General features: G+C 39.9%; 18 protein-coding genes. 1 reads left to right on the top strand and 17 read right to left on the bottom strand.

Features of this window, described 5'->3' with window-relative positions; all coding sequences use genetic code 11:
* The 17 genes from ABLV11_RS15000 to galF all read right to left on the bottom strand — a co-directional run.
* Positions 1 to 424 (bottom strand): sugar phosphate nucleotidyltransferase (locus ABLV11_RS15000; protein WP_348855390.1); only part of this gene is annotated, 424 nt, incomplete at its 3' end.
* Between the two features lie 213 nt (positions 425 to 637).
* Positions 638 to 2044, bottom strand: a complete 1407-nt coding sequence (gndA, locus tag ABLV11_RS15005) for an NADP-dependent phosphogluconate dehydrogenase (protein WP_023321280.1) — start codon at positions 2042 to 2044, stop codon at positions 638 to 640.
* Positions 2045 to 2214: 170 nt separating this feature from the next.
* On the bottom strand, positions 2215 to 3204 hold the full coding sequence (locus ABLV11_RS15010; protein WP_148407559.1) for a glycosyltransferase family 2 protein: 990 nt from the start codon (positions 3202 to 3204) through the stop codon (positions 2215 to 2217).
* The gene (locus tag ABLV11_RS15015; protein ID WP_049594096.1) at positions 3201 to 4148 is read right to left on the bottom strand and encodes a polysaccharide pyruvyl transferase family protein; all 948 of its coding nucleotides are present in this window, start codon (positions 4146 to 4148) and stop codon (positions 3201 to 3203) included. Before ABLV11_RS15015 ends, ABLV11_RS15010 begins: the two co-directional genes overlap by 4 nt.
* A gap of 14 nt (positions 4149 to 4162) precedes the next feature.
* Complete coding sequence (locus tag ABLV11_RS15020; protein ID WP_023321283.1) at positions 4163 to 5635, bottom strand: MOP flippase family protein; 1473 nt, start codon at positions 5633 to 5635, stop codon at positions 4163 to 4165.
* Positions 5636 to 5778: 143 nt separating this feature from the next.
* On the bottom strand, positions 5779 to 7431 hold the full coding sequence (locus tag ABLV11_RS15025; RefSeq protein WP_125286525.1) for a hypothetical protein: 1653 nt from the start codon (positions 7429 to 7431) through the stop codon (positions 5779 to 5781).
* Positions 7432 to 7476: 45 nt separating this feature from the next.
* The gene (locus ABLV11_RS15030; RefSeq protein ID WP_023321285.1) at positions 7477 to 8709 is read right to left on the bottom strand and encodes an O-antigen ligase family protein; all 1233 of its coding nucleotides are present in this window, start codon (positions 8707 to 8709) and stop codon (positions 7477 to 7479) included.
* A 26-nt stretch (positions 8710 to 8735) separates the two neighbouring features.
* Complete coding sequence (locus ABLV11_RS15035; protein ID WP_023321286.1) at positions 8736 to 9872, bottom strand: glycosyltransferase family 4 protein; 1137 nt, start codon at positions 9870 to 9872, stop codon at positions 8736 to 8738.
* Between the two features lie 170 nt (positions 9873 to 10042).
* Complete coding sequence (locus ABLV11_RS15040; RefSeq protein WP_023321287.1) at positions 10043 to 11029, bottom strand: glycosyltransferase family 1 protein; 987 nt, start codon at positions 11027 to 11029, stop codon at positions 10043 to 10045.
* A 25-nt stretch (positions 11030 to 11054) separates the two neighbouring features.
* Positions 11055 to 12197 (bottom strand): glycosyltransferase family 4 protein, encoded by a 1143-nt coding sequence (locus ABLV11_RS15045; RefSeq protein WP_126489321.1) that lies wholly within the window; start codon positions 12195 to 12197, stop codon positions 11055 to 11057.
* Positions 12198 to 12216: 19 nt separating this feature from the next.
* Positions 12217 to 13638, bottom strand: a complete 1422-nt coding sequence (gene wbaP / locus ABLV11_RS15050; protein WP_023321289.1) for an undecaprenyl-phosphate galactose phosphotransferase WbaP — start codon at positions 13636 to 13638, stop codon at positions 12217 to 12219.
* Between the two features lie 84 nt (positions 13639 to 13722).
* Entirely contained in the window at positions 13723 to 15888 is a 2166-nt protein-coding gene (locus ABLV11_RS15055) for a polysaccharide biosynthesis tyrosine autokinase (protein WP_023321290.1), read from the bottom strand.
* A gap of 16 nt (positions 15889 to 15904) precedes the next feature.
* Positions 15905 to 16339, bottom strand: coding sequence for a protein-tyrosine-phosphatase (locus tag ABLV11_RS15060; protein ID WP_004200407.1), 435 nt, complete (start codon positions 16337 to 16339; stop codon positions 15905 to 15907).
* Between the two features lie 4 nt (positions 16340 to 16343).
* Positions 16344 to 17480, bottom strand: coding sequence for a polysaccharide export protein (locus tag ABLV11_RS15065; protein WP_049087579.1), 1137 nt, complete (start codon positions 17478 to 17480; stop codon positions 16344 to 16346).
* Positions 17481 to 17553: 73 nt separating this feature from the next.
* Positions 17554 to 18993, bottom strand: coding sequence for a capsule assembly Wzi family protein (locus tag ABLV11_RS15070; RefSeq protein ID WP_126489323.1), 1440 nt, complete (start codon positions 18991 to 18993; stop codon positions 17554 to 17556).
* Between the two features lie 1004 nt (positions 18994 to 19997).
* Positions 19998 to 20627, bottom strand: a complete 630-nt coding sequence (locus ABLV11_RS15075) for a phosphatase PAP2 family protein (RefSeq protein ID WP_004113982.1) — start codon at positions 20625 to 20627, stop codon at positions 19998 to 20000.
* Between the two features lie 459 nt (positions 20628 to 21086).
* Complete coding sequence (gene galF / locus ABLV11_RS15080) at positions 21087 to 21983, bottom strand: UTP--glucose-1-phosphate uridylyltransferase GalF (RefSeq protein WP_049592957.1); 897 nt, start codon at positions 21981 to 21983, stop codon at positions 21087 to 21089.
* A 985-nt stretch (positions 21984 to 22968) separates the two neighbouring features.
* Here galF and ABLV11_RS15085 point away from each other — a divergent pair.
* Positions 22969 to 24555 (top strand): TerC family protein, encoded by a 1587-nt coding sequence (locus tag ABLV11_RS15085; protein ID WP_004103710.1) that lies wholly within the window; start codon positions 22969 to 22971, stop codon positions 24553 to 24555.
* Positions 24556 to 24747 lie beyond the last annotated feature (192 nt).

Consider the following 24747-nt stretch of genomic DNA (forward strand, 5'->3'; position numbering starts at 1 on the left):
CGAAGGTGACCAGATGGTCAGCCTGCGCATACTGCTCCGCGACGCGAATGGCGTCGTGGAAGACCTGCTGATTATTGATGATATGGTCCGCTGCCAGGACAAGCATCAGCGGGTCATCGCCATTCTGCGTGGCCTGCAGCGCCGCGAGGGCGATGGCCGGTGCCGTGTTGCGGCCCACCGGCTCGAGGATGATATTTTTCGACAGTTTACCGAGCTGTCTCAGCTGTTCAGCCACCAGGAAGCGGTGCTCTTCATTGCAGATAACCATAGGCTCATGGGTATCCAGACCGGAGAGGCGCGAGATGGTTTCCTGCAACATGGAGTTCTGCCCGTACAGTCGGAGAAACTGTTTTGGATAGAGTTCACGGGACATCGGCCACAGGCGGCTACCGGTGCCACCCGCCATAATCACAGGAAGTAACATGATAAAATCCTTAATAAAATGAAATATTAAATATGACGTTATGGAAGTAATGACTTCTTCTTTTGCAAATTTTGATAAAATTGCAAAAGAAGAAAGATTAAAAACATTTCGGATGGAATATAAATCTTATATTTTCTAATAAAAACTGAAATTAGATTCCGTGTTACCCCATTAAAAAACAACCTGGCTCTTGCCAGGCTGTTTTATCACGAATTAATCAAGCCATTCAGTATGGAATACGCCTTCTTTATCAGTACGCTTATATGTATGCGCGCCGAAATAATCACGCTGAGCCTGAATCAGGTTAGCAGGCAGAACAGCGGAACGATAGCTATCGTAGTAAGCAATAGCCGCAGAGAAGGTTGGAACCGGAATACCATTCTGCACTGCGTAAGCAACCACATCGCGCAGCGCTTGCTGATAATCATCGGCGATCTGCTTGAAGTAAGGCGCCAGCAGCAGGTTGGCAATGCCCGCATTCTGCTCATAGGCATCAGTGATCTTTTGCAGGAACTGAGCACGGATGATGCAGCCTGCACGGAAGATTTTAGCAATCTCGCCGTAGTTCAGATCCCAGTGATATTCATCAGACGCAGCACGGAGCTGGGAGAAACCTTGAGCGTAAGAGACGATTTTGCCCAGATAGAGAGCGCGACGAACTTTCTCAATGAACTCTGCTTTATCACCAGCAGTCTTCGCTTGCGGCCCGGTAAGAACTTTAGAAGCAGCAACACGCTGGTCTTTCAGGGAGGAGATATAGCGAGCAAAGACTGACTCAGTGATAAGCGATAGCGGTTCGCCCAGATCCAGAGAACTCTGGCTGGTCCATTTACCGGTACCTTTGTTTGCTGCTTCATCAAGGATCACGTCAACCAGGTATTTACCCTCTTCATCCTTTTTGGTGAAGATGTCTTTGGTGATGTCAATCAGATAGCTGCTCAGCTCACCTTCATTCCATTCAGTGAAAGTTTGCGCAAGCTCTTCATTAGAAAGCGCCAGGCCACCTTTCAGTAAAGCGTAGGCTTCAGCAATCAGCTGCATATCGCCGTATTCAATACCGTTGTGAACCATTTTGACATAATGACCAGCACCATCCGCACCGATATAGGTTACGCACGGCTCACCGTCTTCTGCAACTGCGGCAATCTGCTTGAGAATTGGCGCAACCAGCTCATAAGCTTCTTTCTGACCACCAGGCATGATAGAAGGACCTTTAAGCGCGCCCTCTTCACCGCCGGACACACCGGTGCCAATGAAGTTAAAGCCTTCTGCAGAAAGTTCGCGATTACGACGAATAGTATCCTGGAAGAAGGTGTTACCACCATCAATGATGATGTCACCCTTATCCAGGTAAGGCTTCAGAGAGTCGATGGCACTGTCAGTGCCTGCACCCGCCTTCACCATTAACAGGATACGGCGCGGAGTCTCGAGTGATTCAACAAACTCTTGCACAGTATAATGAGGGACCAGTTTCTTGCCTGGATTCTCGGCAATCACTTCTTCGGTCTTTTCACGGGAGCGGTTGAAAACGGAGACGGTATAACCACGGCTCTCGATGTTGAGCGCAAGGTTACGCCCCATCACTGCCATACCGACAACCCCGATCTGTTGCTTGGACATTACATACTCCTGTCAGGTGTGGTCACTGCGACTGTTCGCAGCTTAAATGTGATGAATATGTTAGCGCAAAATGATTGAAGAGCATAGGTTGAAATTGTGTTACTCATTAATAGGGATAACATAATGAACAATTGTAAGGTTTCAACAATTATATATCGTAACGTTTGACTTTATACAATGAATCCAATTCTTTTTAAGAAGTATTTAGCGACTTTATAAATAAAAACGTTATACTTAGCTATAAATACTAACGAATCAGTGTTTCCTTTAAGAACTTTGGCAAGTGACTCACTAGTGGATTGGCTTAAAGTGATATTAGATTGCTTTAATATTGAAAAAATATGTACAATATTCTGTCTAATTCTTACATTAAGATATTTTTCACATAACCCGGTTGAATTATTTTTTAGTTCCACCAAAGTATTTATACTCTCAAGATAACCTATGATATTTTTCTCTGAACGAGAAGTTTGCATTATAGAGCCTGCTCGCACTCGTCGCTTGAAATACTTCTTATTAGTTATAACTGTTAAGGAAGCCTTAAGAAATAAACGGGGAGTAAATTCCTCATCCTCGTGAATAATTCTTTTAAAGAATAAATTATTATCGCTTTGAAGGCTTTTTTTGAAAATGTAAAGCCAAGCATTAGGAAAAAAAGTTCCATTTTGAGATAGTTTTACAAAAGCATTACAACCAGTATCATATACGCCTTCGATTGTACGTTTATACACAGGCAGTTTATCTTTTTGAATGTTTGCATCTGATGTACTTTCATCAGAAAATGATTCAGCAGAAAATGCAAATACATCGATGCATGGATTTTCTTTATAGATTTTAATGAAATCGCTTATTAGATCCGGCATTAATAAATCATCTGAATCGAAATAATAGATAAACTCGCCGGATGCCAACATTGTGCCTTCATTACGTGCTTGTCCCAACCCCTGATTAATTGTATGAATAATTTTTACAAAAGGGATTTGGCCATAATTAGCGTCAATGATATCGCCAGAACCATCAGTAGAGCCGTCATCAACGATAATAACTTCAAAGGGTTTAACCTTTTGATTTATAACAGAGTCAATTGCTTGTAAAACATAATCCTTTACATTGTATACGGGGATGATGACCGAAACAGTGGGAATATTGATGCTGTTCATACTTTAACTAACTCGCAATTAGGAACGGTATGCGTCCAAGCATCGTAATATGTAGAGTTTTTCCCATAGGAATTATCGAGAAGTTTAGTTGGCATATCAAGAAGGCAACATAAAATATGGCCATGCATCCTTGAAGTAACGACAATCTTATGAGAAAGGAAGTATTCATTGACACGTTTTACAAGCTGATCAGTATAATTCCCCCAGAGCTGGGACGTAGGGATAATGTATCTTCCAGCGATATTATTTATGCGTTCAGCTTTGACAAGAGCTCTCATTATAAAACGATCCTTATTCGAGCAAATATCTTCCCAATCCTCATACATAGAAGATTCAGGAGCATCACTAAGGCCTGATAGATCGGTTTTCTCAATATCTTTGCGTAACATCCATAGCGTATCGCGAGCAACTTGAGTCTTATTTTGCCTAGGGAAAATTTGCCATAATGAGTGAGCCATGTCTGGACACATAATAACATTATCGCAAAACTTCTCTTTAAGCAATTTTTCGCTGTTAAGATCACGACAAAAGATAGTCAAATTTTTATGTTTACGTATTATTTTTGCTGAATCGTTCAAAGCTTGCTGATCTTTAAAATGTACCGTCTGAGGCAGGTAAACGATTTTATTATTTGGAAACGCCTTGACTACTTCTTCACGTAAAATTTGATGTTTTGGATATAAATCCCCAAAATTTCCACCTCCATGCAGAAGTATAATAACATCTTCTGGTAGGCTCCTTAAAGACTGGACGTATTTTAAACTACCTTTATCAGTACGTCTAGCCAATACTTGATATTTCTTTTCCCGAAAAAACTGTTCAGTACCTTTATAAATTAACAAATCTCCGACATTGAGATGTAATGGGATATCTAAATAAATAACACGACTCCCTGATGGAACAACTTTCTCTATAACGTCTAATTTCTTCTTCAAAGCAATCATAGGATGCATATTATTTACGCTCTAATAAATTTTCTAATTTTAGGGTTTTTAACAATATAACACTTCATTTCGGAAACAAATTGATTATTGCTGAAAATCAATGTCATACTAAATGTCACTATACCAACGATAATTTGTATAACTAATGTTATTAGCGGAGAACCGGATAAACTAAATAATCCTGCCAACCATGCAGTTAGCATAGTAGGCAACGTCATTTTTAAGGGAAGAAGTATACTCATGATGTATTCACGATAACTACTTCCTAAAACCGGCTTAATAAGTATAAAATAACTTAAGCAGGTGTTTATCACTTGCACCAATAAAAAACCTAACGCGGCACCAGTTCCCCCTCCAAATTTTGCGCCTAACCAAATCATAGGAATAAAAAGAAAGAATTTAAATACGTTAAATTTAAAACTAACATCAACTCGAGCTTTTGCCATCAGCAAAGCACCAATAGGATTTCCAATAGAGCGTAAAAGCCCAACGACACATAAAACTTGTAAAATGGGTGTAATGAATATCCATTTTTCACCGAATAGAGTAAGGACAAAATTATTGGAAACAACTAACAATCCCAACAATGCCGGAAAGTTAATCAAACCGACAAATGACAAAAGTTTATAAAAATTAGTTTTTAATTTTTCATTATCATTTTGTATTTTTGAAAATGCTGGGAAAAGAACTCTTGTCAGTATTGGATTAAGGCGAGACGGTGGAACTACAGCTACATTGCTAGCAAGATTATATCCCCCTGCAATTATAGCTCCCAGAGAACGCGATAGAACGATAGTAGCAATATTTGAATTAAGTTGATTAATCAACGCATCTGCTGTTAAAAAAGCACCAAATTTTAGATTAGATGATATCCCTTGTAATTTAAAGCTGAAGGATGGCTTGTATATTTTTCTACCAACAATAGAAAACATAAGAGTACGAGATAATGACATACAGAGGTATCCCCATATCGCCGTTATCGCGAATGGGTATACATAAGCTGAAGTTAAAGTCACAGTAAAACCAATGATCAAAGACAAAGTTTCTATGATCCCCACTTTCGTAAAATCAAGCTCCTTTTGCATAAGCGCTCTAAACTGCTGTCCATGCGGAATGATTAAAAATGCAAAAGCAAGTGTTTGAATCAATTCTTTGACATCAGGTTGATTAAATAGCAAAGAGATCTGTCTACTAAATAAGAAAACGACAGCAAATACAAAAATACCTAATGAGACGTTTATCCAATATAAGGTTGTTAACTCTGAATTCGATATTTCTTTTTTCTGTATTATTGAATTAGATATTCCGAAATCAGAAATTGTATCTGCAACCATAATAATCAGCAATGATATAGTGAGTATACCAAATTGGTGTGGCGCAAGAATATGGGCTAACAAAGTTATTTGGAGAAATGATATAGCGATACTTGCAATTGTCGTAATAGCAGACCATTTTGCGCCTCTAACAGTCTTCTCTTTTAAGCTCATAAATATTTAACTCAATGATAGGAATCGTTTTAAGAAGTGAAAGAAATTTACCCCAAGTACTGAAAGAAAAATGAGAAAATATGTAGTCTGAAGTAATATTAAAAAAAATATTTAGCAAGTTTATTATTTTTATAATCTTGAATTCATTCAATTTTAACCCAGCCTACTTGTGGACTTTTATAGATATATTGAGTTATCCCTTCATCAGTGGAAATTTCAGTGGTCATGCCCCGCTGATAAACATCATTTGAAGGCTGCGACCATGAAACCAATTTTTCAATGTAACAATTTCTTGTGGTAAATAAAGGTCTACCTATATAACTAAAACTGCCAATCGAAACGTTTTCAAAATAAACGCGTGAATTACTCTTTAAATTGACCTCTCTAATATTACCACCTCTGATACTTAAAGGAGTGATATCAACACCAGATACCAGACCTTTGAAAGTACAGTCTGAGAAAATGACTGGGTTAGATAGATTTAAATGATCATAGTTTGCAGTAGGCGAATCGCTGATCTCGGCTGATTTGGCAAATGTGCAATTTGCAAAAAAAATATTGGTCATCTTTTCCCCTAATAATACAGAGGAAATATTGCAACCATTCAATAAAATATTTTCAGCATCTTTCGCTAAAGATAAATTTTTAATGTTGCCACCAATAATTCTTATATTTGATTTAGCCAAAAAAGATTTTTTAACTTTAAAATTACTAAAACTAGAATCTCTAACTCCTTTACCAGAGAAAAATTGATATACAGCAAAATTTTCAAATGCTGAATTACGACCGAAATTAGATACAACATGACTGGTGTTAAATTGACCATCTCTCATCGAGGATTGATCAAGATTTATTACTACAGAACTAAAAACCTGACTCGTGGCAACTTTATCGGAAACATTGTCATATATCATCTGATTAATTGTTGAGTTTCCAATTTGAATAGAGACATTTACATACTTTAAACCTGAGATTAAGGGCTTCGTGCCATCATCGTCTGTCTGAATTAAGGTTCTCTCGGCGTGGATAGTATTAATAACTGAACGTATGCACTTAATTTCTAAACATTTATGGTAGGCCCTTTCGCTCTGTATCCTTCCAATAAATAAACAATTCGAAGTATCACCACCCGGCTCTATCCGTAGTTGAAAATTCTTAACATTTCCACAACGTTCAGCCGAAATACTTTGGATTGTTGAGTCCCAAGTCGCAGAAATATGAATTCCAGTACCGTTAAAATTAATTGCTCTAATGCTATCTATAGTCAAAAAGTTACCCTTAATGAATACACCATTAAGGGTAGCATCACGGTTTTCGGAGATAATTAATAATACTCCAACTATAGAAGTATATATCGCTCGGCCATTTTTGACATTACTGCCTGGTACACCAATATATACAACATAACCGTTTTCGTCTTTAAATGAATTAGGATTTACTATTAATCGTCCTGTCCAGTCAACAATAATCTGTTTAATATTTGTAAAATCTAGTGCACGAGTAATCCTCCATGGCCCACCTCTCAAATCAACAGCTTTATTATTTTGTTCCGCAAATTTAATTACCCTCAAAATAATTTCTGTGTGATCTATATCAGCATTATTTGACACTGCGCCAAAATCAATCGGCGATACAGAAACACGGTTAGCTAGATAAGTTTTACTATTTGTTAAATCTTTTTCATTTGAGAGAGTTGCGCCGTTATCTATTTTAGCCCTCGATGTGCCAGGCATCAAAAAAGATAAAGTACCTAGCGGGGCTATAAAGTTAAAAAGTTGTCGTCTTGATATGCCCATTTTCCCCTCTCGATATTAATCGATAAAATCATTTTCTTTACCAGCTTAACTACTCTTCTTAAAAGCATAATACAACCCTAAATACAACCAAGGATAAATCATATAAAGCTGAGCACCGAAAATAAAAGGCACACAAAAAAGCAGAAGGAAATATATTCCTATTTTGTCCAACTTAAAATATTTTTTTATTGCAAAAATAAATATCAATAAACCGATTACACCATTTTCTACTAATAAATTAAAAAAGCCTCCCAATCCAGTTAGATCCCATCCTGTCACGACAGGAAAAGAGCCACGATAATTCACATTATTACGAACTAAGGAATATGCACCTAATCCCACACCTAAAAATGGATTATCCTGTAAAATTCTTGGACCAATATCCGTGGCAGCAATCCTACCCATTACTAATGATGAATCATTTTCTCTGCCCTTAATTTCTTCATCAATGTTCTGTATATCTTGATAATAATTGTTAGCAATCTTATAAGTGGCACCAACCCCAATTAAAACTACTATTAAAATCGTCATAAAAAAACGAAATATATTCTTGGGATTCAAAAAGCCACTTAAAAATCTATTATTTTGGAAAAGTATAAAAAATAAAAAAACAAAGAAAGCAACAAAGCCAGCTTTAGACTGCGTTAATAATAGTGCAATAAGAAAGAAAGTTGTAATTATTTTTCTTTTATAAAATGTTAGTTCGAGAAAAATCAAAGTTGCTATGTAAAGCCCATATGGGCCACCTTCGACGTAAAACCCTCTCAATCTAAAAGTACTACCATACGATACCAGTGAAGTTTTCAAGACAATATCAATGGCATAAAGAAGGAGTATAATGATCGTGAGAAATACATTATAAGTGAGAAACTTTTTAACAATATAATCAAAGTCTAATCTTTTATTTTTTATCAAATTGAACGGTATTAACGCTACTATTAAGCATAATATAAGTTCTACGTAACGCACCAGAGAAATACTATACTTGCTTTTCAAGGTAGAGAAGTACTCATAATGAATTGAACTAATCATACCTTTGAATATTGATAGCAAAAGAAGAATAGTAAATGCAAGTAAAAACCATAGCATTTTTTTCTCAACACGCCTTATAAAGAATGGAAAAAAAATTATTGCCAGAAGCTCCCAAAACTTCACAGGGCCGATCGTAATGTCTGTTAATTGACAAGAAAGTGCGATAATGAATATAAGTAATTTTACGGATGTATAGTTTCTAGTGTTAATGGTTTCGTATTCAATAGCTTTTATTGCCTCATTCATAATACTATCTCTATATAAAGCATAAATTATTTATTTCTGGAATCTTCAAATAACTTGTATTTTTCAGAGATATAAGCTGAGATTTCGTTTTGGAATCTTGGCACAGAAAATTTTTCAGCATTCAATCTACATTCCATATATGAGATTCTATCTTGATTAAGTTCAAATTTGTTTACAGCATCAATAATAGATGAGATTTCTTGTCTCTCAAAAAGTATCCCTGTTACATTACTTTTGACCGTTTCAAGTGCCCCACCTTTACCAAAGGCAATAACTGGAGTTCCACAGGCTTGAGCCTCTACAGGGGTAATGCCAAAATCTTCTTCAGCAGCGAAAACAAAAGCTTTCGCTTGCCTCATATGTTCTTGCATTACTGAATTAGGCTGATATCCTAAAATTTCAATATTTTTTGTAGCTTTAGACTTGATTTTATCCATTTCAGAACCATCACCAATAACAACTAGCTTTTTATCAGGCATATGGCTAAAGGCTTCGACTATAAGATCCATTCGCTTATAGGGAACCATTCTGGAGGCTGTAAAATAATAATCATCTTTGCACTCACATAATGAAAAGCGCTCCACATCAACAGGTGGATATATTACATCAGCTTCCCGTCCATAAACTTTTTTTATTCTTCGCGCAATAAATTTGGAGTTTGCAATAAAATGATCAACTCCATTGGAAGTACGATGATCCCATATCCTAATTTTATGCAATAGCCATTTTGCTAATAATCCTTTAACTCCAGAATCCATTCCAGCCTCTTTCAAATACTGATGTTGTAAATCCCAAGCATATCGTATAGGAGAATGAACATAGCTAATATGGAGTTGATCAGGCCCCGTCAATACTCCTTTGGATACAGCATGACTGCTGGACAAAACTATGTCATGTTTGGAAACATCAAGTTGTTCAATTGCTAATGGCATTAACGGTAGATATTTTTGATATTTTTTCTTAGCAAAAGGCATATTCTGTATAAACGTTGTGGTTGCCCTTTTACCATTAAATAATTGTCGATCGCTTTCTGATAAATAATCAACTACTGAATATAAGCTAGCATTAGGATATAATTCTATAAACTCTTTTATTACTTTCTCTGAGCCCGCATAAGTCACAAGCCAATCCGCGACAATTCCAACATTTAAATCCTTGCTCATGAATAACCTCAATACATTGATAATGAAGGGTCGCTTCATATCATTTTAACCAGAAATATACATCATAAGTATTATAAAACATACATCAATTACGACATGTGAGTCTAATATTGCCATTATATGTTTTACAACTAGTAAAGAATACTATGATTAAGTATATGTTTTTTAAATCATTTAATACGTCGGAGATGATTATCAACTTTTCGTGCAACTTCTTCCCACGTAAACTTTCTTGCCTGCATTAATCCTTTATTTACAAGTTGCTGCCGACAATTATTATCTAAAATAATCTGATTTATAGCATCCGCAATTTCATTTATATTTTCTGGGTCAACCAATAACGCAGCATCACCTGCCACCTCACCCAAAGAAGTTGTCCTTGACGTTACGACTGGGATACCACTTGCCATGGCTTCTATCACTGGTAATCCAAACCCTTCATAAAAAGAAACAAATACTAAAGCTGCTGCTCCTCTGTATAAAAGCGGTAGTTCATCATCCTTTAAATACCCAGTGAAATGGACGGATTCCGTCAAGCCATGATGTTCTATAAAATCTGAAATAGTTTCATTTGGAGATCCAGTAAACACCAGTTTATATTCATTATATAACCCGGACTTCTTGAACGCTAAAATAGTATTATATTCATTTTTATGTGTTTTCCGATTACTCACGCACAGCAAGTATTTAAACCCGAAATTTTTCTTCTCACCTTCCGGTGTAAAGCATTCAGCAACACCGTTACCAACGTTGATTATTTTTGATGGATCTTGCCCTGACCACTGTACTATTCTTGATTTAGAGAATTCTGAAACAGTAAAAATGAATTTCGATTTTGAACAACCGCGCTTAATGATGAAATTATAAAAAGCTTTTTTAAAAAAACTTGAGTTATCTTGGCGATCTAAATGGTTTAAATCATGTATAGTAAATACGTATGGTTCTAATGAAAAAAGAGGTGGTAAAAATCCTGGGAAGAAAACAACACTGTTTTTTTTCTTTATTAACCTAAGCGCTGTTTTTATAGGATCAAAAGGTGAATAAGGCTTGCCAGAAAAACCAGGCGTCTCATAACGATTAATTCTATTGATTTCCTTTGCAAAAGTCCCTATTCCACCAGTCCCTTCCCATCTCATATCCATTAATATTCTACGCATTTATCCTCCATCTTTAAAAATATACTTATTGTTCTTTTAATACCTTACTATAAAGGCTTAAATATTCATCAGTTATTTTGCTTTTATCAAATGGATTTGACACTTCATGAATGGTACCTTTAAATAATAAATTAATACTTTCTGCATTAAAATCTCTGATATCTTTAACCCATGGGAATTTTTCGGATATCTCTTTAATTCCGCCTGTTAAATTGGCGAACACTGGAATCCCACTAACAGCGGCTTCTGCAACAACACGACCGAAAGGTTCGTTCCATTTTGTAGGAAGGAGAAGCACATCCACTTCAGAAAAAAGTTCATCAATAGGTATAAATCCTTTTAACACAATGCCACAATTAATTGCATCCTTCCTCAAAACATCAGAATTACTAGTGGATGCAAAATCGCCTGCTGCAATAAAGTTAAAATTATTTTTATACTTGACTGCATACTCAATAAAGACATCAAATCCTTTTTCGGTTGTTAATCTGCCCAAAAAGCCAATAGTTAGCTTATTGCAAGCTTTTTTTCTAATATTTACTTTTTCTATTGGATTATATATATGTGTATGCGTTGCTTTACCCGCAAAACCATTTTCCTTATGTAAATCACTAATGTATTTACTGATGCCAACCATTGCATCTATTTTTTGGCTCTTCTTCTTTTTATACCATGAGTATGACTTAACGAAGCTATTATTTATGTCCATATTCGCTCCATTTTTAAAAAGTGTAGAGTTAGGATGGAATAAGTAATAATCACGCGTTGTATGGATCAATGGAGATTTAATATCTTCAGCTAAATCCCAGATACCAACTGAAAAGCCAGCAAGGTTATTTGTATGTATAATATCTGGGTTGTCATTTGAGATTTCTTTTTGAACCATTTCAACGATAGGATTTTTTAAATAATCTCTTACATGCCAAATCGCTTTTTTTATCTTAGTATAATTTGTTTTATCAAACGGCCAATAAATGTTACGGAGAGGGAAGGATACCACCTCTACTCCGTTATGATTGAAACGTTCTATTTCCTTTTTATTATTTAAAGTTATTACCTTAACTGTAATGCCTCTGGCGACTAAACCTTCTGCAAGTAACTGCACAGAAACTTCCGCCCCACCAAACTTATAAGGATAATATAACGAGTTGACGATAATTATTTTCATGGTAGCACTCCTTAAAACATTAATATGCGCCATCTTTTTTTATAACCACACCAATTGTTTTAAAGAGAATTGCAATATCGTTCCACATTGACCAATTCTTTACATACCAAGCATCCAGATAGACCCTTGTTTCATAATCAACGTCACTTCTACCACTAACTTGCCACAATCCTGTCATACCCGGTTTGCTTAATAAATAATAATCGACCTCTTCATTATATCTTTCCAATTCAGCTGTAATTATAGGACGAGGCCCAACTAAACTCATTTCTCCTTTGAGAACATTAAATAATTGAGGTAATTCATCTAAACTTGTTTTTCGCAAAAAATGACCTATTTTTGTAATACGAGGATCATTCTTCAATTTAAATGTTTCATCCCATTCTGCTTTTGCATCAGGATTATTAGCCAACAATTCTTCTAAAACCTCCTTAGAGTTTGTGACCATAGAGCGAAACTTCAGACATTTAAATGGCTTACCATCTTTACCAATTCTTTCATGTCCATAAATTGCCGCCCCTCCGTCTTGCTTAACTTTTTTACTAATATACAGCAGAAGTGGTGATATTATTATTATAATTAGCGTTGCACCAATAACATCAAAAAGCCGTTTGATTATTCGTGAAGACCATTTAGCTAAGTTTTGCTGTACTCGGAAAATCATTACTTCGTGGCTAAAAATGAATGACATATCAGTGCTATCTAATGGCATTCCTCGTAAGGTTGGTATTACTGAAACATATCGATACCCTTTAATCATGAAGTTGCGTAACCACGCATTTCTGATATCACTTTGTGCTGATTCAACAGCAACTATAAACTGCGTTTTTTTATCAATTGTACTTAGCCAATTTTGATCATTAATAATAACTGGCACACCATCAATATTACTCTCCAGTGTGTCATGCGCTTCTGTAGAGATAAACCCTACAATTTCAAGCCCAAGATTACCTTCACTATTTATTGCTTTGTACGCTTCTTTTGCATTAGAACCACTACCTATAATCCATGTTGGCCTTCGCCATAATCCAAAGAAATTTAAAATATGCTTAGTAATCATACGTGAAACTGGTACTAGTATGATTATTAACAACCAAGTCAGTATCCACAAATAACGTGATATTGACCAAGTTGTAAATGCTACAACTGCAATTTCAATCACAGCAAATATTACTAAAGTTCTTAATATTTCCTTAAGCTCAAACCAAAATGTTTTTCGATAAAAATAATGTCGTAACCTAATTGAATACCAACCAACGCAACAGATAGCGAGTAGCCAATGTAAAACTGTCCACTCTTCAATTTGTGCAGAGCTATATAAATCAACGCTCTGATTTGTTGTTAAAATAGCTAATGCTATATAAAGCGATATTGTAAAACTTAACAAATCTGAAAAGGCAAGAGCGGCGCTGACGATAAAGTTTCTCGCAAGAAGTGTCATACCTTCCTCTCTGTTCGAAGAATCATACTTTAAACCTATAATGTTTAAGCCAATAAATATTTTATTGGCTTAATTTTCTATGATTTAGTCTTTTTTGTCAGAATATGAATAGCCATAATGGTTATATCCATATCCATAATAACTACTGGCTTTCTTCACAACACCATTCAAAATACATCCTTTGACATGTATTCCACTTTGCTCAAATCGTTTCATACTAACTTCTATTTCTTTTGCTGTATTTAATTCGAAACGAGCGACCAAAAGTGTTGTCCCGACATAACCTCCAATAATTGCAGCATCAGTAACCGCTAAAATTGGTGGTGTATCAACAATGACCAAATCATAATTTTTCGCGGCCCAACTCAGCAACTCCTGAAAACGATGATGCATTAATAATTCTGCGGGGTTTGGCGGCACCATTCCTCTAGATATATAGTCGAATCCAATGGCTGGTATTTTTTTGACTACCTGGGTGATTTGTGACATACCAGATAAATACTCAGACAAACCATTTTCATTATTCGTCGAAAATAATTTATGGGTATAACCTTTCCTCATATCTGCATCAATAAATAATACAGTTTTATCAGCCTGAGAAATAATCTTCGCAAGATTAGAACTTACGAAAGTTTTACCTGCGTTGGGACTTGCACCTGATATCATCAGAATATTATTCTGTGCTTCAAGCATTGCAAAATGCAAACTTGTTCTTAATCCTCTAATAGCCTCAATTGCTAAATCAGCAGGATTTTCAATAGCAAGAAGTCCCTGAATTTTTTCCTGCTTTTTCCCGCGCCAATCTTTTTTCTGGCTTATGTTTTTCGTGAATGTTTCAGAGACAGGTATACTAGCATATACATTTATGCCTAACTCCTCGAGCTGTTCTGGTGATTCAATCCCACGCCGTAAAAACACCCTAAACATCACAATAATCGCAGAAATAAATATCCCTACAATGATACCGATTAGGACCACCAAAGCTTTCTTCGGCTTAATTGGATCTGGTTGGCTTACTGCACTATCTATAATCCGTACATTACCTATTGCGCTCGATTTCGAGATACTTAGTTCTTGCTGTCGGTTGAGTAGTTGCATATATACAGCTCGACCTGAATCTACATCTCTACTTAAACGTAAAACCTCCTGCTGAGTTTCAGGCATTGAGGTAACTCTTTTATTAAGTTTTACCTTTTCATCCTGTAAAACTTTTCGTTTTTCCATCAATGCTTTATAAGTTGGATGCTCTTTAGTATATAACTGCGATACCTCAGATTCCCTGAATGTTAATTCGTTTAACTGGTTATCAACATTTACAATCTGATCAAGTACAGATTTTGCTTCTAAGGATAGATCAACTGAATCATTTTGTCTTCTATAAGCATTTAACTTATCCTCTGCTATGTCTAAATCATTACGTACTTGAGGTAGTTGCTGATTAAGAAAATCTAAACTCTTTGCATCTTGGGCTGCTTGCCTGGATATATTCTGCGCTAAGTAATTATTACTAATGCTATCAATGATAGCAGTAATTTTATCTGGATTCTCGCCAACAAATGATACTGTTAGCATGCCAGTATTTTTGCCCTCTTCAAGTACCTCCAATGATTCTTGTAGATCTGTGATCGCTTGCAAGCGACTTACATAAGATACAATAAACTTGGTACCCGGTTGGGCCTTGAAATCATCAATTTTAAGAGATAATCCTTTTCCTTCAACCAGTTCACCTTTTTTACCTTTTATTTCATAGCCATCACCAATAACCGTGTAATTATCTTTATCATTAATTACGACTTCTATCTTAGGTATTTTTTTGCTATCAGAAAACAAATATAATCTTGAAATTGAGAGGGAACCTTCACTTTCTCCGGTTAATCTTGCCCAGCCACGACCAAAAACAGGAAAGTAATCCTGTTTGATCCTGGCCTGCAAGTTTAAATCGTCTACGGTTTTTCCCAATATCATCCTTGACTGGAGAAGAGTGATTTCTGGTTGTGATTGTGGTTGAGTATTAGGCAGAACTTGACTAAGACTGTTTAGAATGGCATTGCCTTGCCTTTGCTCTACCTGTATTAATGCATCAGCTTGATAAACTGGAGTGGCAAATAGGGCATAGATAAGTGCAACAAGAGTAAATAAAGATGTAATTGCAATAATCAACTTTCGATGATCAATCAACTCACCTATAAGCCGACCAATATCAATTTCATCATTATCTTTTTCTGTTTTTTTATACGAAGTTAGTGACATGACTTATTCCTAATAATTATACAACTAGTTTCTTAGCCCATAATTGCCCAGCTTGTTCAATCAATTGATATACCAAAGCGAATGCTTCTTCGCTTTTACGGTATGGGTCTGGTATTTCCTTCTGATCAATCCAATGACCGAATAACATAGTCTTACCTCTTGCCTCTGGAGCAATCTTACCTATTTGTTCAATATGCGATTTTTCCATAACGAGGATAAGATCATATTTCCTTGCTAATGAAGATGTAAATTGCTGACCTTTATGGCCTTCAAGGGATAAATCATGCATTCTAGCTATTTCAATAGCACTCGCATCAGCCTCATGACCTACTAACGCGCCAGTGCCTGCTGAATCAATTTTTTTCGAAGGTAAATACTTCCTTAATAATCGTTCCCCTATCGGAGAACGACAAATATTCCCAGTGCAAACAACAAGAATTGAATTGAACATAATTTTATGGCCATGTCTTAATATAGCGGACGGTTTCTGTCATATCATGTACACCAGTGATCGTTGGGACCAACTGGGATATAACTCTGTTCCAACGAACCAGAGGTGCAGTTGTTACATAAACAATATCATAGGGTTCTAATTGAAACTCGGTACCTAAAACCATAGCTGAAGCATCTTGTGCATTTAGCTGATATATATTCGCGATTTTACCTTTCTTATCACCTTGTAATTGGCGAATCACAAAAATTCCAGTAGCATCACTCATTGATTGTGAAATACCTTCAGAGTTCCCTATGGCTTCTGCGAGTGTCATTCCGCTTCGGTCCATTTTAAGCGTGCTTTGTTTTCCTACCTCACCCATCACAAATACTTTGAGTTCGTCATTTCGTGGGATAAACAAAATATCGCCTGGGAATAATAAATGGTTTTGAGTTAAATCTCCTTTTTGCATTAATGCATAGAGTGAGATTTTTTTATCTTTCCCATTATGGGTAAGTACAACGTTACGCCAATCTGCATCAGGGGCAAGTCCACCAGCAGCATTGATAGCATCCATTACCGTTAATGGAATGTTTGTAATTGCTTGTTTCCCAGAATTTGTAACCTCACCTGTTACATATACTTTCTGAGACCGGAAGGCTGCTATACTTACATCAACTTGTGGGCTTTCGATATATGTTGTAAGTCTATTCGCTATATCCTGTCGCACTTGGCTCAATGTTTTTCCAGCTACTAATACTTTTCCAATATAAGGATAGAAAATCGTCCCATCAGAATTTACCCAGTTACCAGTATCACTTGCGCTACGATATTGGCCTGCAGGAGTAGTTAATTCAGGGTGATCCCAGACCGTTACCATCAAGACGTCGCCAACACCAATTCGGTACTCATAACTTTTCAATAAATTATCTAACTGCGGATTTGGTCGCGCCATTACAGTTTCGGGACGAAGTTGATCCACTAAACCCGGAGTTAATGGATAAACATTCACCAGTTTATCCAAATCGTAGTCGCTATCCGGTAACTCAACTACGTTCTTACGCAGACTATTTAACCCCTGTCCCGGCAAAATGGTACAGCCTGATAAAAAACCTATTGCTAATGCCAATGCCGAAAATCTAACAATTTTTTTCTTCATAATGTCACATCATCAGTAAACCAAAAGTTTCTAATCCCCAAACAACAGTCTATTTCCAGAAGCTGTGTTAAGGCTATAAATTAAAGGGAATTTCAATCCCGGCGCTTGCGCCTACATCATCGCTATCATTATGGTTCGCATCGGTATACCAGAGAGAAGTGTTCAGTCGTACCGATTTGTACACATCGCCACTCCAGCCCAGCTGCACACCTTTTAATGTATCCGAACGAGGAAACGCCTTGTTGATTGACTGATTTTCTGGGTTAACCTTCGCATACGCTAAACGCGCGCTCCAGCGCTGATTATCCTCTGTCACCAGTTCAACTTTACCCGCAAAAAGTTGGCCATCCCCTCCCATAGCATCACCGAGTGAGTAACCTTGCTGGTAGTAGCCATCTTTATAGATATGGTGCGTATAGCTATAGTTGGTTCGGCTCATGTTCGATCGAGTATCGTGAGCTTCCAGATACCAGTTGATGGCATCTTTACCCCAACCGTGGTGGCCTTCGACTCCACCAAGGAACATATTCGCTGAAGGTAAAAAGCCGGACTCATCTTCGCCAATCATTTGACCGTATAAGCTGATCGGCAGGCCCAGCGTAGGTTCCAGTTTCAACTTAAAGTCAAAACCAGCAAGCTGGTTGCCTGGTTCATTGGGATCGTTTGCTTCGGTATTATCTTTACCCGTCAGGCCATCCCAAAAATTACTAAACGACTCGGGTCTTCCCTCCCCTCCCCACTGCATAATGCGCGATGCGCCAAGCTCAAGGGACTGGAAGGGGGAAAAAGTCAGACGCCCACCGATAATCTTGGTATGCGGTACGGCGGTATATTGATTCATCTGGCTGGCGGAGATCTGATACTGCCATGGGCCGATCCAGCGCAGCCACCAGGTTTCTGGCGCAGCCTGTTCAGCACGCTGCATCAAAAAGCCGGTCATCGGACGGGCAGCATCACCGCGAATCAGGCTGCCTTCGTAACCTGGCCCCCACCACTGCGGCATCTGTCCAAAGGAAAGCCACTGGTTCCAGAACTTAACCGCCCCGTAGGCGCCGTTAGCATTAAAACGTGAACCATTGCTGATGCGTTCGTCGCCCTCAACGTTTCCCTGCAGGTGAACATCCCACCACTCGCCGCTGTTATTGAAGGCTAACGATAAAGAGCTGTCAGCAGGCTGATTCTGACCAAATCCCTGCGGGGTGCCGGGCTTATCCGTTGAGGTATAGCCGCTGACCCGAAAATCAGCTTTCAAAGAGTCGAGGCGCTGGTTGATTCGCGCCAGAACCACCTGTTCGGATGAATAAGAGGGTTTTGCTTTCTTTAGTGCCCGATTAATCTCTTCCTGACTTAACGGCCAGGTCGACAGGCTGAGATGAATAACGCCGCGGTCGGAGAGCCACGCCAGATCGTTGCGCAGTTCGTTGTCGTTCATTACCAACCCGGAGGCATAGGCAAGTGAGCTGGCAGAAGTAAGCAGCCCTAGTGCGAGTGCGATTCGCGCGATTTTTATCATTGTACAAGATCCATTTTAAGCCCCGTTTCCGCAAGCTGGCGCGACAAGGGGAACACTGATAGATGCAGCGCCCTCTGACGCCAACCTTTGGTATGTTCGGTCTGCAGATTTTGACCGGAGAAAACGAAAGCATGTGTTATGGATCACATTCCAACAGACGTTTTCATCATACGGCTCTATCTGCAGTACTCAATGTATGCGAAATTGTTATTGAAGGCCATTCCATCGCGCATCATACCCGCAGTTTCCTCTTGCCAGCCCTGCAGAACCTTCTCTGAGGTGGCGACAAACACGCAATTATATACAGGTTATGAAGATAATCACCTGGATGAAGGCCACTTTAGGAATTTCGGTCGCATGAAATGAGATGTGATATGCAGAAAATGCCAGCCCGCAGGTACGCTACCGCCCTTGGCTTAACAGCTACCAATGCACTGTACTTCTTTCCATATAATTTCAACCGCCGGATTCAGGTGAATCGGCGATTAATCCATCAAAGCAATCAATTTCGCGGCCATAAGTTTACGAGATTCTGCCCTCAATTGGGAGTCTAATCTCGAATTATTAGCGACGTCGCGAACGGCATGAACCATAACGACGATAACGTTATTGTTTGACACTAAACGTCTAAAACGGCGATCGGCACCAGACAGCAACTTAATCTCAACATTATGATTTCATTAACTTTTTACCACAAAAACAGTGTTGGTTTAGTTTCGAATTAATTATGGTTAGTCAACTACAAAATTTAATAGTAAAAAGAATTATGCCAGTGTGTTGTTATCATTAATAAATTCGATATTTAGCCAGAGAACTTATTTAGGAAACATCCTGGCTGATTATCATTGTGCTAATTATTGCGCAGAATGCCGTATCACCAATTTATTTCATGAATATGAAATAGTGCTTATGAAGGCTTTTTCACCCCATCATTTCACACTGACTATATTGTGAACACATCACGCGCCTGTCTGAATTCATGATCTTTGCCGATCGCCTCTGCGTCAGTAAAAGCGCTTGTGTAGATCGGCCCGGGTAAAAGGTTTCTCCAGCGGACCAAGCTTCACTGCGATCTCACCCAGAAGAGATTGCGTTGGCGCCTTAGCGCCGGTATTCAACAGCAGAGCCGGGATGATGACCACGCTTGCCAGCCCTCCCCATGATAACTGCGCTGTATGAGTGCCGCGGGTGCGCGACTGCAGCAGCAGAAACAATGCGCTGCCTGCGGTTCCCAGCAGTAAGCCGGCAATCACTTCAGACGTTGAATGAGCGTGGATCACCAGGCGGGAATAGCCGACCAAACCGGCTAATGCATAACCAAATACGACAGAAGCAATACGAAGAGCTGGTGTAGCACGCGCGCACAGCAGCCATAAGAAAATTGGCCAGAAAGCTGAAGATAATGCGGTATGCCCGCTAAAGCCGGTGAAGTCCAGCTCGCGAATCCCAATACCCCAACCCATAAATGCCAGTTTTGATGCGCAGACAATGGCGCCAGTGATGCCGAACAGCAGCGCCCAGTGCCAGGCGACCTGCTTTGAATCTTTGCGCAGAAAAAGAACGATAAACAACACGGCCGCACTGGGTAACAGTACGGTGCTATCGCCAAAAAAAGTGACAACCTGCCAGTTCATTTACCTTTCATCCTTTGACGATCTCTCCAGTCCGTAACGTCATTTCCGCGACATTTATGTGGGCATACACAATCAGTCACTTCACATTTATATGCATGCATGACCGTTGTTTAATGCGCAAACATGATCTCAGTCAAGTTTTATTTTTGTCTGACAACTTGACTCAGGGCTATTTACATAAGAAAAATCTTAGTAAGTAATTATCAGCAAAGATGAAATTTTGCTAGTCACACCATTTCACCATGCGACATGTTATTCGACTACCAGAAGTCTCCGAACCTTTACCGCACTTTTCAACGATACAATATAACAAAGCAAAATCTAACCCTTTGTTTTTCTACACAAGCCTTAAAGCGTGACGTATTGTATTAAAAAGAGTAAACGGTCCCGAATCCCTGAGTTCATCATCAGATCATGCGAACCGCTTACCTTCGTACGCTTAGGTTGCTAATGGCAAAATTACGCTAACAGCTTCTTAATGCTCTCGCGGAATTTTGCGCCTTCTTTATGGTTACGCAGACCATAATTAACAAAGGCCTTCATATAGCCCATTTTTTTCCCGCAGTCGTAGCTCTCGCCAGTCATCAACATCGCATCAACCGACTGCTTTTTCGCCAGTTCAGCAATGGCGTCGGTTAACTGAATACGGCCCCATGCGCCGGGTTCAGTACGCTCCAGCTCCGGCCAAATATCAGCAGAAAGCACATAGCGCCCTACTGCCATCAGGTCTGAATCCAGCGTTTGCGGTTCATCAGGTTTTTCGATGAACTCGACGATGCGCGCCACCTGACCCGCCGTTTCCAGCGCGTCTTTGGTCTGAATGACCGAGTACTCGGAAAGATCGCCTTCCATACGTTTTGCCAGAACCTGGCTACGACCTGTTTCATTGAAACGCGCGACCATAGCGGCAAGGTTATAGCGCAGCGGATCGGCGCTGGCATCATCAAGGATGATATCCGGCAGCACCACCACAAACGGGTTATCGCCAATCAGCGGGCGCGCGCAAAGAATGGAGTGACCTAAACCCAGCTGCTGACCCTGGCGCACGTTCATAATCGTTACGCCTGGCGGGCAAATAGCCTGTACCTCGGCCAGAAGCTGACGTTTGACGCGCTGCTCCAGCAGCGCTTCCAGTTCATAGGAGGTGTCGAAATGGTTTTCCACCGCATTCTTGGATGAATGGGTAACCAGCACAATTTCCTTGATGCCAGCAGCTACAATTTCATCAACAATGTACTGCACCATAGGCTTGTCGACGATCGGCAGCATCTCTTTCGGAATGGCCTTGGTGGCGGGCAACATGTGCATCCCTAGTCCTGCTACCGGTATAACTGCTTTCAAACTCACCATTTTCATATCCACCCGTATGGTTATTAATCTTTAGTTCCTGTCAGATTGTATGTATCACTGGCATTTATCCATGATGATACACGCTTGATACCTGCCATACTGTCCGTCAAATTCTGAAATTACACGCTGAATTTAAGAATACACGTAAAATCTACAGACCAATAGGTCGATTTAAGAAAATTCTTAAACGCACTTTAACAGACATTATTACTCATACTTACAAAGACTTATGTCAGCTATCTATCAGCTATTAACCATAAGACGGCGTAATGACATTCATCGCTGGTCCATCATTTCCCATTTGATACCTTGTTATCTTTCAACAAGAGTTGACACAGAACAAGTGACTGCAAAAAATCATAAATTTAGCCAAAATAATCGCTTATATTGAATATAAAATTATTTCGCACACAAAAACGGCTAAATTTCAGGGAAACAGGCGATATCCTTGACTTCAACCCCAGTGGCGGCCATTCCCATATAGACCCGGCATATGCTGCAGGCGATTAATAGTCTTCACTATGGCTTTTTTTGTTCTGCATCACATATAACCCTCACAATATCGTCCAGCAAAAATTGATCTGCCGCAAGCCACGACATTAAGTAGTATAAAAATCTAAATTCCAGGAAAGTGCTGTTATATACATCAAATCTATTGATAGAGTTTTCCATTGCCCGTGTGCTCAATCCAGGTTTTCTGCGCCGATATTCTGCGCGACCGCTTCGCTTACATCCATAAAACCTGCTTTTCATCCGGCAGATGCTGGCGGTTGTTATTGATGAAAATTCGCACCAGAGCAAATAAGTAGAACCCTATAAGCTTATGGTTAAATAAGGTTATATTCTGAACAACTGATTATATTAATAGCGGGACTCATCGGCGCGCGGATTTTGACCGCGAGCAAATCGCCGCAGAAAATATTGCATTTTAACTATAGCTTATCCATGATCTGTACATGGCACTCTTAGGTTGTAAAGGTTTTAACTAAATATGGAATGGATTGCCGACCCCTCGATCTGGGCCGGGCTCATAACGCTTGTCGTTATTGAGCTGGTACTTGGTATTGATAATCTGGTCTTTATCGCCATTCTCGCGGAAAAACTTCCCCCCGCTCAGCGAGACCGCGCGCGCGTCACCGGCCTGCTGCTGGCAATGGTCATGCGTCTGCTGCTGCTGGCGTCAATCTCCTGGCTGGTGACGCTCACCAAACCGCTGATTACCTGGCACGATCTGAGCTTTAGCGCTCGCGATCTGATCATGCTGTTTGGCGGTTTATTCCTGCTTTTCAAAGCCACCGTTGAGCTTAATGAACGGCTGGAGGGGAAGGACAGCAATAATCCCACTCAGCGCAAAGGCGCGAAATTCTGGGGAGTTGTCGCGCAAATCGTGGTGCTGGACGCTATCTTCTCCCTCGACTCGGTTATTACCGCGGTCGGCATGGTTGACCATCTGGCGGTGATGATGGCGGCGGTGATCATTGCCATCAGCCTGATGCTGATGGCCAGTAAAGCCCTGACCCGCTTCGTTAACAGTCATCCAACCATCGTCATTCTCTGTCTCAGCTTCCTGTTGATGATTGGTTTTAGCCTGATTGCCGAAGGCTTCGGCTTCCCTATTCCGAAAGGCTACCTGTACGCAGCGATTGGCTTCTCGGTCATGATCGAGTCCTTTAATCAGCTGGCGATTTTTAACCGCCATCGTTTTCTTTCGGCCAACCTGACGCTGCGTCAGAGAACCACTGAAGCGGTGATGAGCCTGTTGAGCGGCCGCAAGGACAATAGCGAGCTGGATAGCGATACCGCCTCGCTGGTTGCCGACCGTGACGATAACCCGCTGTTTAATCCTCAGGAACGGCGGATGATTGAGCGGGTTCTCAATCTCAATCAGCGCACCGTCAGCAGCATAATGACCTCGCGCCATGATATTGAACATATTGACCTCAGCGCTCCGGAAGAAGAGATTCGCGCCTTACTCGACAAAAATCAGCATACCCGCCTGGTGGTAACCGGCGGCAATGATGACGAAGATATGCTCGGCGTCGTGCACGTGATCGATCTTCTGCAACAATCGCTGCGTAATGAACCGCTCGATCTGCAGGCCCTGATCCGTCAGCCGCTGGTGTTCCCGGAAACGCTGCCGCTGCTTCCTGCGCTGGAGCAGTTCCGTAAAGCCCGAACCCATTTTGCCTTTGTGGTCGATGAGTTCGGTTCCGTAGAGGGGATAGTAACGCTCAGCGACGTGATGGAGACCATCGCCGGTAATCTGCCTAATGAAGTGGAAGAGATAGACGCTCGCCATGATATTCACAAAAACAGTGACGATAGCTGGACGGTTAATGGACATATGCCGCTGGAAGATTTGGTCCAGTACGTGCCCCTGCCGCTGGATGACAAGCGGGAATACCATACCGTCGCCGGTCTGCTGATGGAGTATCTGCAGCATGTTCCGCAGGAAGGTGAAGAGGTGAATATTGACGGTTACGTTCTGCGCACGCTGCAGGTAGAGAGCCATCGCGTGCAAAAAGTGTTGATTGTGCCGCCGGCGCAGGAAGAAGATGAACTGGACTATGAAGTGTAGCGCCTTCATATGTGAAGTTTAAAAAGCCGGGCGAAAAGTAACGTAACAAAACGGTGGCAGATAGTGCCCTGAAATTAATGCCGGGTGGCGGCTGACGCTTAACCCGGCCGACAAAGGGCCATCAGCTTTCGCAGGCTGGCGCACCGGAGCGTAGCCCGGCAATTTCATAATGCAGATGATGCTTTAATAAGG

The organism is Klebsiella sp. GW_Kp181, from assembly GCF_040062315.1.
GTDB lineage: Bacteria > Pseudomonadota > Gammaproteobacteria > Enterobacterales > Enterobacteriaceae > Klebsiella > Klebsiella oxytoca.